The 16,933-nt window shown below is 73.8% G+C and carries 11 protein-coding genes and 1 riboswitch; of the genes, 5 read left to right on the top strand and 6 right to left on the bottom strand.

Features of this window, described 5'->3' with window-relative positions:
• Nucleotides 1-3: 3 nt before the first annotated feature.
• Both ACFYU0_RS22535 and ACFYU0_RS22540 read right to left on the bottom strand, forming a co-directional pair.
• Complete coding sequence (locus tag ACFYU0_RS22535) at nt 4-972, bottom strand: tellurite resistance/C4-dicarboxylate transporter family protein (protein ID WP_389304111.1); 969 nt, start codon at nt 970-972, stop codon at nt 4-6.
• 280 nt (nt 973-1,252) lie between these two features.
• A complete protein-coding gene (locus tag ACFYU0_RS22540; protein WP_389303747.1) occupies nt 1,253-2,497 on the bottom strand; it encodes a C40 family peptidase in 1,245 nt (414 codons plus the stop codon).
• Between the two features lie 7 nt (nt 2,498-2,504).
• A riboswitch (cyclic di-AMP (ydaO/yuaA leader) is annotated at nt 2,505-2,676 on the bottom strand.
• A 283-nt stretch (nt 2,677-2,959) separates the two neighbouring features.
• Here ACFYU0_RS22540 and pcrA point away from each other — a divergent pair.
• The gene (pcrA, locus tag ACFYU0_RS22545; RefSeq protein ID WP_351670324.1) at nt 2,960-5,440 is read left to right on the top strand and encodes a DNA helicase PcrA; all 2,481 of its coding nucleotides are present in this window, start codon (nt 2,960-2,962) and stop codon (nt 5,438-5,440) included.
• An 80-nt stretch (nt 5,441-5,520) separates the two neighbouring features.
• On the opposite strand, the gene ACFYU0_RS22550 is transcribed toward pcrA, so the two are convergent.
• Nucleotides 5,521-7,098, bottom strand: a complete 1,578-nt coding sequence (locus ACFYU0_RS22550) for a M23 family metallopeptidase (RefSeq protein ID WP_389303749.1) — start codon at nt 7,096-7,098, stop codon at nt 5,521-5,523.
• 258 nt (nt 7,099-7,356) lie between these two features.
• Nucleotides 7,357-8,214, bottom strand: a complete 858-nt coding sequence (locus ACFYU0_RS22555; protein WP_351670318.1) for an alpha/beta fold hydrolase — start codon at nt 8,212-8,214, stop codon at nt 7,357-7,359.
• Between the two features lie 224 nt (nt 8,215-8,438).
• Between ACFYU0_RS22555 and ACFYU0_RS22560 the strand changes: the two genes are divergently transcribed.
• Entirely contained in the window at nt 8,439-8,855 is a 417-nt protein-coding gene (locus ACFYU0_RS22560) for a cobalamin B12-binding domain-containing protein (protein WP_358935494.1), read from the top strand.
• A gap of 84 nt (nt 8,856-8,939) precedes the next feature.
• On the opposite strand, the gene ACFYU0_RS22565 is transcribed toward ACFYU0_RS22560, so the two are convergent.
• On the bottom strand, nt 8,940-10,580 hold the full coding sequence (locus ACFYU0_RS22565; RefSeq protein ID WP_389303752.1) for a DUF5691 domain-containing protein: 1,641 nt from the start codon (nt 10,578-10,580) through the stop codon (nt 8,940-8,942).
• A gap of 68 nt (nt 10,581-10,648) precedes the next feature.
• Complete coding sequence (locus ACFYU0_RS22570) at nt 10,649-12,013, bottom strand: SWIM zinc finger domain-containing protein (RefSeq protein ID WP_389303754.1); 1,365 nt, start codon at nt 12,011-12,013, stop codon at nt 10,649-10,651.
• A gap of 132 nt (nt 12,014-12,145) precedes the next feature.
• Here ACFYU0_RS22570 and ACFYU0_RS22575 point away from each other — a divergent pair, with 132 nt between their 5' ends.
• The 3 genes from ACFYU0_RS22575 to ACFYU0_RS22585 are packed head-to-tail and all read left to right on the top strand — an operon-like array spanning nt 12,146 to nt 16,817.
• The gene (locus ACFYU0_RS22575; RefSeq protein WP_389303756.1) at nt 12,146-13,276 is read left to right on the top strand and encodes an AAA family ATPase; all 1,131 of its coding nucleotides are present in this window, start codon (nt 12,146-12,148) and stop codon (nt 13,274-13,276) included.
• On the top strand, nt 13,273-15,645 hold the full coding sequence (locus ACFYU0_RS22580; protein ID WP_389303758.1) for a DUF5682 family protein: 2,373 nt from the start codon (nt 13,273-13,275) through the stop codon (nt 15,643-15,645). Before ACFYU0_RS22575 ends, ACFYU0_RS22580 begins: the two co-directional genes overlap by 4 nt.
• Nucleotides 15,642-16,817 carry a VWA domain-containing protein gene (locus ACFYU0_RS22585; protein WP_389303760.1) on the top strand — a complete coding sequence of 392 codons (1,176 nt, stop codon included), beginning with the start codon at nt 15,642-15,644 and terminating at the stop codon, nt 16,815-16,817. Before ACFYU0_RS22580 ends, ACFYU0_RS22585 begins: the two co-directional genes overlap by 4 nt.
• Nucleotides 16,818-16,933 lie beyond the last annotated feature (116 nt).

Genomic DNA, 16,933 nt, shown 5'->3' on the forward strand with positions numbered 1-16,933 from the left:
GACTCAGCGCGCCCTGACGAGCCCGGCGCGGCCCGCGAGCACCGCGCCGGCCGCGACCGCCACCCACACCGCCACCGTCAGCCACACCAAGGCCTCGCCCGGCTGCCGCAGCCACCCGATGCCCATGAACGCGCCGACCGACAGGGCCGACGCAGCGGTCATGCCCAGCGAGAACACCGTCGACCACCGCCGCACGTCGTAACGCAGCCGCGGCCGGGCCACCTCGGCCGCCAGCAGGACCACACAGCACGCCAGGTCCAGTACCAGCAGCGCGACCGTGACGTTGCGGAGCACGCCCCGGTCGTCGTCGTTCCACAGGTACAGCCGCGCACTGTCGGCGGCCAGCAGCTTCGCCCCGGCCAGCGCCGAGATGGCGAGCGCCCCGCCCACGATCCAGTGGTCGCCGGCGCCCTCCAGCACCTGACGCGGATCGAAGCGCGCCAGCGCCAGGCAGTAGAGGACCAGGCCTAGCCAGAACAGCACCAGCGCGGCGCGCGCGAGCCAGGCCGTCGTCTCCGCCGCGGCCAGGGTGGCCGCCAGCACCGCGAGCCCCTGTGTGGCCACGCAACACAGGAACACCGCCCCCGGCATGCGCCGCTCCCAGTGCCGTACGACGAGAAGCAGCAGCACCGGCCACAGCACAACCGCCAGTGCCAGGGCGGCCTCGGCCAGGGTCTGCCGGCCGAGCAGCGAGAGCCGGGTGCCGAGCACGGTCGTGGCGGCCACGGCGGTGAGCGCGCCGGGGCTCTTCGCCTCGGCCATCCACCGCGGCCGCTGCGTCACCAGCCGCACGGTGAAGTCGGCGGCGAGCGCCGCCCAGGCGAGGCAGCCCAGCCACAGGAAGACGAGCGACACCGTCTCGGCACCGGTCAGATGCAGGGCCACCGACACGATGCCGCTCGCCATGACGGCCGCCCCCGCCGCCGGCGGACGCCCCGCCCACCACGTACGCACACCGGAGAAGCGGGGCATGGGCATGAGCCCGATGCTAGGCCGTGTCCGCAAAGTCGCGTCTGCGTCACGACGCCCGGCACGCACTCTCGCCGCACCGGCCGAAAGCCCGAGTACACCCAGTACGAGGGCATCCGACCGGCACTCCCCCAGCCTTCGGCCGGGGGGACCCCCAGAGCACGCACCGGACGCCGCGACGCCCGCCCTGCGGGCGAACGACGCGACTTTGCGGACACGACCTAGGGAGCGGAGCCGCCCGCGCTCGCGGGGCACGCGCGCGTGGAGCCCGAAAAGAGCACCGTCAGGCCGGCCGCACCACCCGGTGGACCACCGACTCGCCCGCCAGGTGCACCGGCTCCTCGCGCACGTACGCACCGGGGCGCGGGGCGTGGATCATCGTCCCGTCGCCCGTGCACAGGCCCACATGGCTGCTGTCGTGGTGGAAGAAGACCAGGTCGCCGGGGCGCGCTTCGTCGAGCGGGACGGCGGTGCCCATGGCGGCCTGGTCCCGCGCGGCACGCGGCAGGGCGACGCCGGCGGCCTTCCAGGCGGCCTGGGTCAGGCCGGAGCAGTCGTACGAGCCGGGCCCGCTGGCGCCGGAGACGTACGGCTTGCCGATCTGGGCACGGGCGAAGGCGATCGCCCTCTCTGCCTTGGTGACGGGGGCGTGCGGTACGACGGGCGGAGTGCTCGGCCGCCGCGCTGCGGACCGCGTCCGCTCCGGCGCCTGGGCCGGGACCGGAGAAGCAAGGACCGGAGGAGCCAGGACCGGGCCGGCGGCCGGTGCCGAAGCGAAGGCCTGAGCCGGGTCCGGAGCCGGGATCGCATCGAGTAGCGGGTCCGGAGCCGGGGGCGCCTCGAGCAGCGGGTCCGGAGTGGGGATCGCATCGAGAATCGGACCCGCGGTCGAAGCCGGGGCCTGGACCGCCAACGGATCCGTGGTGGAGGCCGGGGCCTGGAGTGGAGCCGGTGCCGGCATCGGTTCCGCGGCCGAAGCCGTCAGCCGGATCAGCAGCCCGCGCGCGGTGACGAGTTTGTGCTGGACGGCCGCCTTGGCCGTCCTCACGTCGTACGGTGCGGCGGTCGCCGGCGCCTCGTGAGCCCTGGGGGCCTTGCGCTCGGCGGCGCCCTTCACCCGGGAGGCCAGCCGGTGCATCAGCCGGTTCTGGGCGAAGTGGTCCTCCGGGAACTCCGCGAGGAGCGAACCGGCCGGCTCCGGAGCGGCGGCGAACGGAGCCAGCCCCTCGCGGGCCTTCGTGAACAGTCCCGGGCGCCGGACGGCCTCCGCGCGCGGGGCCTCGGCGCGAGCCCGCTGCACGGCCGCGGGCTCCTCGTCCGGGTCCGCCCTGCGGTACAGCTCGTCGATCTTCTTCTCGACCTCCTCCAGGCTCGGCCTGCCGTCGCCCGCGGAGGGGGCGGAGGCCGAGGCGGACGCGGCCGTCTGGGACAGGACGGCCACGGAGGTGAGGGCGGCGGTGGCCAGGACGGGGGTGCGGATGCCCGTCCCGCGGGTCCCCGGGGGACCCGGCTTGCGGTGCGACGCCAAGGCTGGCGACTCCTTCCAACGTGCCGCCTACCGGGTTAGCTGTCGGGTTCGGGCGGGTGGTTCGGAAGGGTTGCCCTACGGCGTCTTCCCGGGCGGGAGTCGGCCGATTCACCCCAGGATCGGTGGGTCCCCGGCTCCGGCCGCCGTGAAGGGCGCACCGGACTCGGCGGAGGCCGCGCGGCCCGGCGAGGTTCGCCGGTAGGGGTCGTGCGGCCTGACGGAAACCTAGCCAACTCGTGTGACTCCTGTGAAGGTTGCTGTGCCATATGTCCGATACATTTCCGTGACCCGGGGCCGGTTTCATACAGGCGTGACAAGGCGATCTCGCAGGGTGAGGAGTCCGGCCGGGTCCGCGGCACGCCGGCCGGCGCGCTCGACGCGGGTCCTGTCGCCGACCTCACGGCCGCCGGTTTTCCGGTGCCGGGACCGGTTGTCGGTGCGGCCCCCTAGACTCGTAGAGCGATGAGCAGCCTCTTTGACGACAGCTTCCTGGCGGACCTCCAGGCCCCTCGTGGGCACGCGGAGGAGCCCCCGCCGCCGCCCGAGGACGATCACGCTCCGGAGCCCCTTCCGGACGATCTGTTCGGCGGGAAGTTCGACGTGCCGCCGGACCGGGACGCGCACTACCGCGACGGCGCCCCGCGTCCCGTGACCGACCCGGACGCGCTGCTCCGGGGGCTGAACGACAACCAGCGCGCCGCGGTGGTCCACGCCGGCTCTCCGCTGCTCATCGTGGCCGGCGCAGGCTCGGGCAAGACCCGCGTGCTCACCCACCGCATCGCCCACCTGCTCGCCGCGCGGAACGTGCACCCCGGCCAGATCCTCGCGATCACCTTCACCAACAAGGCCGCGGGCGAGATGAAGGAGCGGGTCGAGCAGCTCGTCGGCCCGCGCGCCGGCGCGATGTGGGTGATGACCTTCCACAGCGCGTGCGTGCGCATCCTGCGCCGCGAGTCCAAGAGACTCGGCTTCACGTCGTCCTTCTCGATCTACGACGCGGCCGACTCCAAGCGCCTGATGGCCCTGGTCTGCCGCGACCTCGACCTCGACCCTAAGCGCTACCCGCCGAAGTCCTTCAGCGCCAAGATCAGCAACCTCAAGAACGAGCTGATCGACGAGGAGGACTTCGCCGCCCAGGCCACCGACGGCTTCGAGAAGACCCTCGCCCAGGCGTACGCGCTCTACCAGTCGCGGCTGCGCGAGGCGAACGCGCTGGACTTCGACGACCTGATCATGACGACGGTCAACCTGCTGCGCGCCTTCCCGGACGTCGCGGAGCACTACCGCCGCCGCTTCCGGCACGTCATGGTCGACGAGTACCAGGACACCAACCACGCCCAGTACGCCCTGGTCCGGGAGCTGGTGGGCACCGGGCAGCACGACGAGGACGTGCCGCCCGGCGAGTCGGACCTGCCGCCCGCCGAGCTGTGCGTGGTGGGTGACGCGGACCAGTCGATCTACGCCTTCCGCGGCGCGACGATCCGCAACATCCTCCAGTTCGAGGAGGACTACCCGAACGCGACGACGATCCTGCTGGAGCAGAACTACCGCTCCACGCAGACCATCCTGTCCGCCGCCAACGCGGTCATCGAACGCAACGAGTCCCGCCGCCCGAAGAACCTGTGGACCAACGCCGGCCAGGGCGCGCGGATCACCGGTTACGTCGCCGACACCGAGCACGACGAGGCCCAGTTCGTCGCCGAGGAGATAGACCGCCTCACCGACGCGGGCGAGGCGAAGGCCGGGGACGTCGCCGTCTTCTACCGCACCAACGCGCAGTCCCGTGTCTTCGAAGAGATCTTCATCCGCGTCGGCCTGCCGTACAAGGTCGTCGGCGGCGTCCGCTTCTACGAGCGCAAGGAGGTCCGGGACGTCCTCGCCTACCTGCGTGTCCTCGCCAACCCCGAGGACTCGGTGCCGCTGCGCCGCATCCTCAACGTGCCCAAGCGCGGCATCGGCGACCGGGCCGAGGCGATGATCGACGCCCTCTCCCAGCGCGAGAAGATCAGCTTCCCGCAGGCACTCAAGCGCGTGGACGAGGCCTACGGAATGGCCGCGCGCTCCACCAACGCGGTCAAGCGGTTCAACACGCTGATGGAGGACCTGCGGACCGTCGTGGAGTCCGGCGCCGGACCGGCCACCGTGCTGGAGGCCATACTCGAACGCACCGGTTACCTGGCCGAGTTGCAGAACTCCACCGACCCGCAGGACGAGACCCGCATCGAGAACCTCCAGGAACTCGCGGCGGTGGCGCTGGAGTTCGAGCAGGAGCGCGCGGAGGGCGAGGCGGGCACGCTCGCCGACTTCCTGGAGCAGGTCGCGCTGGTCGCCGACTCGGACCAGATCCCGGACGAGGAGGACGGCGACGGCGTCATCACCCTGATGACCCTGCACACCGCCAAGGGCCTGGAGTTCCCGGTCGTCTTCCTGACCGGCATGGAGGACGGCGTCTTCCCGCACATGCGCGCCCTCGGCCAGACCAAGGAACTGGAGGAGGAGCGGCGCCTGGCGTACGTGGGCATCACCCGCGCGCGGGAGCGGCTCTACCTCACCCGGTCGGCGATGCGCAGCGCCTGGGGCCAGCCGTCGTACAACCCGCCCTCCCGCTTCCTGGAGGAGATCCCGACCGCCCACCTGGAGTGGAAGCGGACCGGAGGGGCGGCGCCGATGTCCTCCGGACCCGCTGCCGGGGTCGCCGCGTCGCTGTCCTCCTCCCGCTCCCGTTCCGCGGCGTCGGGCGCGTCCGGGTTCGCCACCCGGCGCTCGGCCGAGAAGCCCGTGGTCGCCCTGGCCGTGGGGGACCGGGTCACGCACGACCAGTTCGGTCTCGGCACGGTCGTCGGGGTCAAGGGCACCGGCGGCAACGCGGAGGCGACGATCGACTTCGGCGACACCAAGCCGAAGCGGCTGCTGCTGCGGTACGCGCCCGTCGAGAAGCTCTAGGCCACCCGTCGGGCAGCCCAGGACGACAGGAGCCCCGCCGGCCGGGCGGGGCTCACGTCATTCTCCGGTTGCTTCGAGGCTCAGTTCGGGTCCAGCCCGTGGCTGCGCAGCCACGGCAGTGGGTCTATGGCCGCCCCGCCGGCCGGCCGGACCTCGAAGTGCAGGTGCGGGCCGGTGGAGTTGCCGGAGTTGCCGGAGTAGGCGACCGGCTGGCCGGCCTTGACCTCCGTACCGGAGGCGACGCGGTAGCTGGAGAGGTGGCAGTACCAGGTCTCCGTGCCGTCCTTCGCCGTCACGATCATCATGTTGCCGTAGGCGCTGTTCCACTTGGTGGAGACGACGCCGTCGGTCGCGGCCATCACCGTGGTGCCGTACGACACCGGGAAGTCGATGCCCGTGTGGACGGACATCCAGTTCACGCCCGCCTGGCCGAAGTAGGCGCTGAGCCCCTTCTGGGCGACCGGGATCGCGAACTTGGGCCGCAGCCGCTCCTTGAGCGCGGCCTCGGCGGCGGCCTTCTTCTTCTGCAGTTCCTGCTGGGTCTTGAGGTCGATGCGTTCCTGCGTCCGGCTGGCCCGGTCGGCGAAGTCGTCGGCGCCCGCGGAGAGGGTCCTGAGCTGGCTGTCCAGCTTGCTGTTGGCGACGGAGGGCTTGACCGACTGCGCGTCCGACGCGGTGGTCGAGGTCTCCTTGCCGTCGTCGGTCAGGCCGCCGACGGAGGCGGCGGCGATGCCGGCGACGCCCATCACACAGGCCGACGGCACCGCGATGGTCAGCAGCGCGGAGCGCTTGGGCGGTGTACGGCGACGGGAACGCGACGCGCTGCGGGAGCCCGCGCGAGGAGCGGGGATCGGAGCGGACTCCTCCTGGTCGTCGAGCAGAGCCGGTACGACGGGCAGCTCGCCCGTATCGCCCGGCTCGCCGCTCCCGGCGGCCGCTTCCTCGTACTCGGCGGCCTCCGCGTACTCACCGAACTCGGCGGCACCGGTGTACTCGCCGCTGCCCGCGTACTCGCCGGCCTCGGCGTACTCGGCACTCTCGGCGTACTGACCGAACTCGCCCGTCTCGGCGGCCTGCTCGAACGGCTCGGCGGGATGGTCGTGCGGCGCGGCGAGCTGCTCGTGCGGTGTTCCGAGCTGGTCGTGCTGCACGGACGTGCCGTCGGAGTTCCACTGCGTGGCGTCGTACACGCCGGTGTCATAGGTCTGGGTGCCCCACTGCCACTGCTGGGTGTGGTCGGCGCCGGCGGACTGGTCGTGCTGCAGCCAGGTGTTCGCGTCCCACTGGCCGCTGACGTCGTTGCCCGTGGCCTGCGCGGGGACCGTCCAGGCGGTGGTGTCGTACGAGCCCGTGTCGTAGGCCTGGTGCTGGGCCGCGTACGGGTCGTACTGCGTGAACTGGCCCGTGCCGGTCTGCCACTGCGTGCTGTCGTAGGCGCCCGTGTGCTGCTCGTCGCCCGGGAGGCTGCCGAACAGCGGGTCGGCGGCGAAGGCGCCGGTCCCGGCGGTGCCGGCCGTGAAACCGGTGGCGTCGTAGCCGCCGTACGTGGTGAGGTCGTCGTACTGGGCTTCCTGCGTTCCGTACGCGTAGTGCCCGGTGGAGGCGTCGGAAGCCGGGGTCGGGGTGGTCATGGTCCCCGACGGGTGACGGTCGTTCACCAACTTCTCTTTCGCCTCGACAACGGTGGCTGCCAGAGCAGTGCGGCGACTGTACCCGGCGGTACGCGGGCGCGACAATCGTCGGCCGGTTTCAGGGAGGCCGGAAACGGGCATTCGGCCGTGATTCGGGGGCCCGTGAACCCGAGTTTGGCTTTGTGTTCGAGGAATGTTCGATGCCGGATGACGCTGTGTCACCTGTGGATCGGCTGTGTCACGCCCCCCGCGCGGCCCCGGCTCACCCTTCCGGGGCGGCCTTCCTCACGCCACCGTCACTCCGCCGGTGAGCGGGTTCTCGACGGGCGCGTCCTCGAGGGCCTCGCGTATCCCGGACGCCACGGCGGGGTGCACCGGCAGAGCGAGATGCCCGATGCCCGTCACCCGGACGTTGCGCACCTCCAGGTCGGGGTGGTCGATACAGGCCGATTCCAGGGGGTCCATCACGGAGTCGAGGTCGCTCCAGAAGCTGACGAACCGGGTGCGGCAACCGGGCGCCGGCCTGGTCAGCTCCTCGATCACCTCGGAGCCGGGGCGCATCTGCCGCACGATCGGGTGGGCGCTCGCCAAGGGCATGGCCCGGGTGCCGGAGTGCGGGGTGCCGAGGGTGACGAGCGTGCGCACCCGGAGGTCACCGCCCAGACACTGGGTGTAGTAGCGCGCGATGAGCCCGCCGAGGCTGTGGCCCACGATGTCGACCTGCGTGCTGCCGGTGCGCTCGCAGATCTCCTCGACGTGCCGGCCCAGCAGTTCGGCGGCGATGCGTATGTCGCACGTCAACGGAGAGTAGTTGAGTGACTCCACCCGCTGCCGGCCGCTGCGTGCCAGGCTGCGGCGCAGCAGGACGAAGACCGAGCGGTTGTCGATGAAGCCGTGCAGCAGCACCACCGGCGGTCCGGGCCTCTCCGGCAGCCGGGTGGTGCCGTCCCGGTCCCGGGCGGCGGCCGCGGGGCCGCGGCGCTCCTGGGTGAGGCCGGTCGGGTACAGCAGCAGGTGACCGGCCAGGATCGCCGCTTCCAGCGCCGTCGCCTTGAGCAGGGTCATGGAGAGATCGACCAGTCTGCCGGGCCACAGGCGCCGGTAGAGCGGGAGGACGAGCGGCAGTACCCCGGTGACCTTCATTGGCCGACCTCCAGTCGGCACGTGGGGGGCGGCTCGGTCCCCCGCGTGCCCTCATGTCCCACTATGTGATTTCCCCCTCCCCGCGCACCGTAAAACTGCCGGTTGCGGGATGCTGGCGATAACGTTCGTTCACTTCGCGACGGGTGGCGGGACGCGCCAAAAGTGCGGTACTTGTCGTTACGGACGGAAGCGATCGCTTCCGGGGTCGTCTGATGGAGGCAGTGATGGGTGTGGCAGCCGGTCCGATCCGGGTGGTTGTGGCCAAGCCGGGGCTCGACGGCCACGATCGCGGGGCCAAGGTCATCGCGCGTGCGCTGCGCGACGCCGGTATGGAGGTCATCTACACCGGACTGCACCAGACGCCGGAGCAGATCGTCGACACGGCGATCCAGGAGGACGCCGACGCGATCGGCCTGTCGATCCTCTCGGGCGCCCACAACACCCTCTTCGCCGCCGTGATCGATCTCCTCAAGGAGCGCGACGCCGAGGACATCCTCGTCTTCGGCGGCGGCATCATCCCGGAGGAGGACATCGCGCCCCTGAAGGAGAAGGGCGTCGCGGGGATCTTCACGCCGGGAGCGACGACCGGGGCGATCGTGGAGTGGGTACGGGAGAACGTGCGCCAGCCGGCCGCTTCCTGAGCCCGAGCCGCCGCAGACGCGCGGGGCCGTGAGGCTCCGGAGGCGTCGCCCCCGGAGCCCTTCGAAGCCGGACGGCTTCCCGGATCAGACCCCGGCGGGCCCGGGCGTGCCGTCCGGAGCCAGTTCCGCGGCCATCGCCGCCCGCAGCCGCAGGGTGGTGACGAGCCGCTGGAACGCCTCCGCCCAGTACCCCCCGGCGCCCGGTGAGGCGTCCTCCCGCTCGTCGGGTATCGCCAGCAGGCCGTCCAGACGGGTGACCTCCGCCGGATCGAGGCACCGCTCGGCCAGTCCCATCACCCCGCTGAAGCTCCAGGGATAGCTGCCCGCGTCCCGCGCGATGTCCAGGGCGTCCACCACGGCCCTGCCCAGCGTGGCGGTCCAGGGGACCGCGCACACCCCGAGCAGCTGGAACGCCTCGGACAGCCCGTGCGTCGCGATGAAGCCCGCCACCCACTCGGCCCGCTTACCGGCGTCGAGCGCGGCCAGCAGCTTCGCCCGCTCCGCCAGGGACACCGCCCCGGGCCCGCCGGCCTCGGGAGCCGACGGCGAGCCGAGCAGCACCCTCGACCACTCGGCGTCGCGCTGCCGCACCGCCGCCCGGCACCACGCGGCGTGCAGCTCGCCCTGCCAGCCGTCGGCCACCGGCAGCGCCACGATCTGCTCCGGGGTGCGCCCGCCGAGCCGCCCCGGCCAGGTGTCCAGCGGCGCCGCCTCCACCAGTTGGGACAGCCACCAGGACCGTTCCCCTCTTCCGGTGGGAGGTTTGGCCGCCACGCCGTCCCGTTCCATGACCGGATCGCACTCGTGCGGCGCCTCCACGACGAGCGTGGGGGAGGCCGCCGTGCGGTCGACGGCCACACAGGCCGCGGCCCGCCCCGCCATACGACGGGCGAGTGCCGAGCCGGGCAGCGACGACAGCAGTTCCGCCGCCGTCGCCCGGACGTTGCGGCTGCGGTCGCCCAACGCCTGTTCGAGGAAGGGCTCGTCGTCGATCGACAGGCCCGCGCGCAGCGAGTCGAGGAACATCAGACGGTCCTCCGCGCGCTCCGTCGGCCAGGTCTCCTCCAGCAGTTCCCGCGCGAGGGCGGGCGTTGCGGCCCGCAGTGCGCCCAGCAGGGCGACCCGTTCGGCGAACAGCCCCTCCTGCCACAGCCGCCGCACCGCCTCGCCGTCCCCGGCGTCGGGCAGCGCCGTACCGCCACCCGGCGCCGCGCGCAGGGCGAACCGCCAGTCCGGGTTGAGCCGCGCCAGCCACAGCGCCCGCGGCCCGGCGAACGCCAGCGCCGCCGGCCGCAGGTCGGTGCGGCCCCGGGCGGCGTCCAGCAGTGCGGGCAGCGCCTGGGCGGGGGCCGCGTAGCCGTGGGCGCCCGCCGCCGCCAGCCACTGCGGGAGCAGTTCCATGAGGTCCGGCGAGCTGCCCCGCCGCCCGCCGCCCGCACCGCCGGAGCGGTCCGCCAGCAGGGTGGCGAGCCTGCGGGCCGCGGCCGCGGGCAGTGCCGGACGCGGGTCCTCGGGGGCGGGCTCCGGCCGCCGCGCGGCCCGTCCGGGCCGCAGGCCCGCGCGCCGCCGCACGGTCGCCACGGCAGCGGCGTCCAGCAGAGCCACGGGGGCCTCCCGCCCGGCCGCGACTGCCGGCGGCTGCCGCCGGTCGGTGCCGAGCAGGGCGGTCGTGACCAGTTCCTCCCAGGAGGCCTCGCCGTTCCGCGTGGCCGGCGTCGCGTCCATGACGTCCCCTTCCCCTTCCGTCACTGAGGGCGCTGCCCCGTTCTTCCGCCGGCGTGGTCCGGGCCCGGTCAGCACAGCGTCACCGGGTCGCCCGGACCCTCGGGCCACGCCGTCAGCGGGGTGAAGCCGCGGTGGCCGCACTCGCCGAAGACCCGCACGGGGGCGCCGCCGGACAGGGCGACCAGACGCCACAGACCCGGGCGGGCCCGGAACGCCTCGGTGAGCGGCAGCGCCGAGTCCGCCTCCGCGTCGGCCAGTTGCCAGGCGTCTCCCGCGTCCGCGTCCCGGGCGGGTACGACCCGGTCCAGCGTGACCGGGACCGAGTCCAGCCAGGGGTCCGCGCGCAGGGCCTCGCCGTAGCGCGCCGCGGCCTCGGTGGTGGTCCCGCCGGGCGGGCGCAGTGAGGCGGGTGCGGGCGGGGCGTACTGCTCGCCCAGGGCCGCCCGTACCTGACCGGCGCCGGGGAACACGGACAGGTCCGCGTCCAGCGCGAGGCCGACCGGCAGCGACAGCTCCGGTGCCCGGCCGGCCGCGCCGTAGGAGAGGAGCAGCCGGGTCAGGCCCGAGTCCGCGCCGTGCAGCCATATCCGGCGCGTCGTCAGTTTCGCGTCGGCCGTGTCGTACTGCGCCAGGACCAGCCAGCGGTCGCGCAGCGGCGGGCCGTCCGGCACGGCGGGCAGACCGAGCCGGGAGCGGACCGTGGCCGCGAGGTCGTCCGGCAGCCGGTCGTGGCGCAGCCAGCCCTGGTCGAGGAGATGCAGCAGGGCGCTCTCCTCCAGCAGCCGCGCCGGCCAGCCCGGACCGGAGGCCGGTATCGCCCCCAGCTCCCTCACCCGCGCCGCGAGTCCGGGCGCCTGCGCGTCGACCATGCGGGCCGCCGTCTCCTCCCACAGGCCGTACCCCGCCTGCTCGGCCGCGGCCAGACCGCCGCGCAGCAGGTCCGCGAGGCGCTGCTCCAGCTCCGTCGCGCCCGCCGTGACCCGCTCGGCGCGGCGCTCCGCCCGCCGCCGCGCCGCCTCCGGATCGGCGGACCCGGACGAGGGACCGCCCTCGCCCGGGGCGCGCTTGTCCCGCGCCCGCTCGCGCCGGCCCGAGAGCCACTGCCCGGCCCAGTCCGGCGGCTCGGCCGCCCCCGGCACCGAGCCGTCCCCCTCCGCCCACAGCAGGAGCAGGCCGAGGGCGTGCTTGCACGGGAACTTACGGCTCGGACAACTGCACCTGTACGCGGGACCGGCGGCGTCCGCGAGGTCCACCACCGTCTGGTACGGCTTGCTGCCGCTGCCCTTGCACAGCCCCCACACCGTCCCCTCTCCGCTCCCCGCACCGGACCACGGCCCGGCCGTGCCCAGTCTGCTTCCCGCCTTGCGTGAGGCGGCGTCAGGCGCCAGAGCCAGCACCTGGTCCGCGGTCCAGCGCACCCCCTGCTCAGTCATGGAAACGACGGTAGGTCCCGCCACTGACAATCGGCCCCGCGAGCACGTTCGTGCAGGTGAGAGCGATTGTCAGTGGTGTGGTGCACGGTTGGTGGCAGATCCGAACCGGCCGAGCTGGAGGGGGCCTCAGCCATGTCTGTGTCCGTGGAACCGATGTCCGTCGACGTGAGCGGGGAGCAGGACGCGCAGGCGTTGCGACCGCACGCCGAGCACGCCTTCGCCGCCGAACTCGCCGCGCTCGCCGCCCAGGACGACCGTCCGCGTCCGGCCCGCTGGAAGATGTCGCCGTGGGCGGTCGCGACCTACCTGCTCGGCGGCACCCTGCCGGACGGCACCGTCATCACGCCGAAGTACGTGGGCCCGCGCCGCATCGTCGAGGTCGCCGTCACCACCCTCGCCACCGACCGCGCCCTGCTCCTGCTGGGCGTGCCCGGCACGGCCAAGACCTGGGTGTCGGAGCATCTGGCGGCGGCCGTCAGCGGCGACTCGACCCTGCTGGTGCAGGGCACGGCGGGCACGCCCGAGGAGGCCATCCGCTACGGCTGGAACTACGCGCAGCTCCTCGCCAACGGCCCCAGCCGCGACGCCCTCGTGCCCAGCCCCGTCATGCGGGCCATGGCCGAGGGCAGGACCGCCCGGGTGGAGGAGCTGACCCGTATCCCGGCCGACGTCCAGGACACCCTGATCACGATCCTGTCCGAGAAGACGCTGCCGATCCCGGAGCTGGGCCAGGAGGTGCAGGCGGTCCGCGGCTTCAACCTCATCGCCACCGCCAACGACCGCGACCGAGGCGTCAACGACCTCTCCAGCGCCCTGCGCCGCCGCTTCAACACCGTGGTGCTGCCGCTGCCGGAGAGCGCCGACGCCGAGGTGGACATCGTCACCCGGCGCGTCGAGCAGATCGGCCGCTCCCTCGACCTGCCCGCCGCGCCCGACGGCATCGACGAGATCCGCCGGGTGGTGACCGTCTTCCGTGAGCTGCGCGACGGTCTGACCGCCGACGGCCGCACGAAGCTGAAGTCGCCGAGCGGAACGCTCTCCACGGCCGAGGCGATCTCCGTCGTGACCAACGGGCTGGCCCTGGCGGCCCACTTCGGCGACGGTGTGCTGCGCGCGGGCGACGTCGCCGCCGGCATCCTGGGCGCCGTCGTCCGCGACCCGGCGGCCGACCGGGTGATCTGGCAGGAGTACCTGGAGACGGTCGTGCGTGAGCGCGACGGCTGGAAGGACTTCTACCGGGCCTGCCGGGAGGTGAGCGCGTGAGCGACGCCTCGGCCCGGCACGGCGTGTACGGATCAGGACCGCTGCTGCTGGGCGTACGGCACCACGGGCCCGGCTCGGCGCGCGCGGTGCGGGCCGCCCTCGACGCCGCCCGGCCCGACGCGGTACTCGTCGAAGGTCCGCCCGACGCCGACCCGCTGATCCCGCTGGCCGCCGACCCGGACCTGCGGCCCCCGGTCGCCCTGCTCGCCCACGCCGTGGACCAGCCCGGCCGCTCGGCGTTCTGGCCGATGGCCGAGTTCAGCCCCGAGTGGGTGGCGATCCGCTGGGCCCTGGAGCACGACGTCCCGGCCCGCTTCATCGACCTGCCGGCCGCGCACACGCTGGCCTGGGACACCGGGGCGGAGGACCCGGCCGGCGCCGGGGACGGTGAGAGCTCGGAGCCCGACCTGCGCGTCGACCCGCTCGCGGTGCTCGCCGGGACCGCCGGTCACGATGATCCCGAGCGCTGGTGGGAGGACGTCGTCGAGCACCGGGGCGCCGGGCCCCGGGACCCGTTCGCGCCGTTCGCCGCGCTGGAGGAGGCCATGACCGCGCTGCGGGAGCGGTACGGCGTCGGGGGCCGGCAGCGCGACCTGGTGCGGGAGGCCCACATGCGGCTCCAGGTGCGCGCCGCGCGCAAGGAGTTCGGCCCAGCGGTGGCCGTCGTGTGCGGCGCGTGGCACGTGCCCGCCCTGCGGGAGCGGACCACCGTCACCGCCGACCGGGCCCTGCTCAAGGGGCTGCCCAAGGTCAGGACCGACCTGACCTGGGTGCCGTGGACGCACCGCCGGCTGGCCAGGTCGAGCGGCTACGGCGCCGGGATCGACTCGCCGGGCTGGTACGGGCACCTGTTCCGGGCGCCGGACCGCCCGGTCGAGCGCTGGCTGACCAAGGTGGCGGGGCTGCTGCGCGAGGAGGACCGGATGGTGTCCTCCGCGCACGTCATCGAGGCGGTGCGGCTCGCCGGCACCCTCGCGGCGATGCGCGGCCGCCCGCTGCCCGGCCTGAGCGAGACCACCGACGCCGTCCGCGCGGTGATGTGCGACGGCTCCGACGTACCGCTGGCGCTGGTGCACGACCGGCTGGTGGTCGGCGACCTGCTGGGCGAGGTGCCGGAGACGGCGCCCGCGGTGCCGCTGCAGCGCGACCTCGTCCGCGAGCAGCGCAGGCTGCGGCTGAAGCCGGAGGCCTTGGAGCGGGAGCTGGAGCTCGACCTGCGCAAGGAAACCGACGCCGGCCGCGGCCGGCTGCTGCACCGGCTGCGGCTGCTCGGCGTCGGCTGGGGCGAGCCGGCCGAGTCCCGGGGGAGCACGGGCACCTTCCGGGAGACCTGGCGGCTGCGCTGGGAGCCGGAGCTGTCGGTCCGGGTCGCCGAGGCGGGGGTGTGGGGGACGACCGTGCTCGCCGCGGCCACGGCGAAGGCCGAGGCCGACGCGCTCGCCGCGCGGGCCCTCGCCGACGTCACCGCCCTCGCCGAGCACTGCCTGCTGGCCGGGCTGCCGGACGCGCTGCCCGTGGTGATGCGGGCGCTCGCCGACCGGGCGGCCCTCGACACGGACGTCGGTCACCTCGCCCAGGCCCTGCCGGCCCTGGTCCGCTCCCTGCGCTACGGCGACGTGCGCGGCACCGCCACCGGAGCCCTGGCCGGCGTCGCCGCGGGCCTCGCCGAGCGGGTCTTCGTCGGCCTGCCGCCTGCCTGCGCCGCCCTGGACGCGGACGCGGCCCAGGAGATGCGCGGCCATGTGGACGCCGTGCACACGGCTGTGGGCCTGCTCGCGGAGACCCTGGCCGGCACCCCTGCCGCCGGTCACGGGGAGCTGCGCGGCCGCTGGCGCGCCGTGCTGCGGACCCTGGCCACGCGGGACACCGTGCCCGGAGTGGTGCGCGGACGGGCCGTGCGGCTGCTGCTGGACGACGGCGAGCTGGAGCCCGGGGAGGCGGCCCGGTTGATGGGCCTGGTGCTCTCCCCGGGCACTCCGCCCGCCGAGGCGGCGGCCTGGATCGAGGGCTTCGCCGGGGGCGGGGGCGGCATGCTGCTGGTCCACGACGAACGACTGCTCGGCCTGGTCGACGCATGGCTGACCGGGGTCCCGGCGGACGCGTTCACCGACGTGCTGCCGCTGCTGCGGCGCACTTTCTCGGCGTACGAGGCCGGTGTGCGCAGAACTCTCGGCGAACTGGTGCGCCGCGGGCCGGGAGCGGACGCCGCCCGCACGGCCCGGACGGCCGCCGTGCCCGGCTTCGCCGCCGAGCCGGACACCGTGCGCGCCGACGCCGTGCTGCCGGTGCTGCGGCTGCTGCTCGGCCCGGATGCGGCCGGCGGCACGACGAGAAGCGACGACGACTGCCTGACGGGAGTGGGCGCATGACCGGCGAACCCCTGCTGACCGAATCCGACCCGGCGCGGGAGCGGCTGCGGCGCTGGCGGCTGGTGCTCGGCGGCGACCAGGCCGACGGCACCGGGTACGCGCTCTCCGGCCGGGACGCGGCGATGGACGGGACGCTCGCCGCGCTGTACGGCAAGGGCGACAGACCGCAGGGAGGGCGGGACCGTTCGGCGGGACTGGGCGCGTCGGCGCCGTCCGTGGCGCGCTGGCTGGGCGACATCCGCACCTACTTCCCGTCCTCCGTCGTCCAGGTCATGCAGCGCGACGCCATCGACCGGCTGGGGCTCGCGTCCATGCTGCTGGAGCCGGAGATGCTGGAGGCGGTCGAGGCCGACGTGCATCTGGTCGGCACGCTGCTCTCGCTCAACAAGGCCATGCCGGAGACGACGAAGGAGACGGCGCGGGCGGTGGTGCGCAAGGTGGTCGAGGACCTGGAGAAGCGGCTCGCCTCCCGGACCCGGGCCACCCTCACCGGCGCCCTCGACCGCAGCGCGCGCGTCAGCCGGCCGCGCCACCACGACATCGACTGGAACCGCACCATCGCGGCCAACCTCAAGCACTACCTGCCCGAGTACCGCACGATCGTGCCGGAACGGCTCATCGGGTACGGGCGGGCCGCGCAGTCGGTGAAGAAGGACGTCGTCCTCTGCATCGACCAGTCGGGCTCGATGGCCGCGTCCGTGGTCTACGCGTCCGTCTTCGGCGCGGTGCTGGCCTCGATGCGGTCGATCGACACCCGGCTCGTCGTCTTCGACACGGCGGTCGTGGACCTCACCGACCAGCTGGACGACCCGGTCGACGTGCTCTTCGGCACCCAGCTCGGCGGCGGCACGGACATCAACCGGGCGCTCGCCTACTGCCAGGAGCGGATCACCCGGCCCGCCGAGACGGTGGTCGTGCTGATCAGCGACCTGTACGAGGGCGGCATACGCGACGAGATGCTCAAGCGGGTCGCCGCGATGAAGGCGTCCGGGGTCCACTTCGTCACCCTGCTCGCGCTGTCGGACGAAGGCGCGCCGGCGTACGACCGGGATCACGCGGCGGCGCTCGCGGCGCTCGGCGCGCCGGCGTTCGCCTGCACGCCCGACCTGTTCCCGGAGGTGATGGCGGCGGCGATCGAGAAACGGCCGCTGCCGATACCGGAAACCGCCTGACCCGGCAGGGAAAAAGGGACATGGCTACTCATTGGTAACAGGGGGCTTGCGCTAACTCGGGCGGTGCGTGCGAGGATCTACGCCGCCTTCTCCACGCCGACCCGAGGAAGCTCGCC

Source organism: Streptomyces sp. NPDC003720 (assembly GCF_042875075.1).
Lineage (GTDB): Bacteria > Actinomycetota > Actinomycetes > Streptomycetales > Streptomycetaceae > Streptomyces.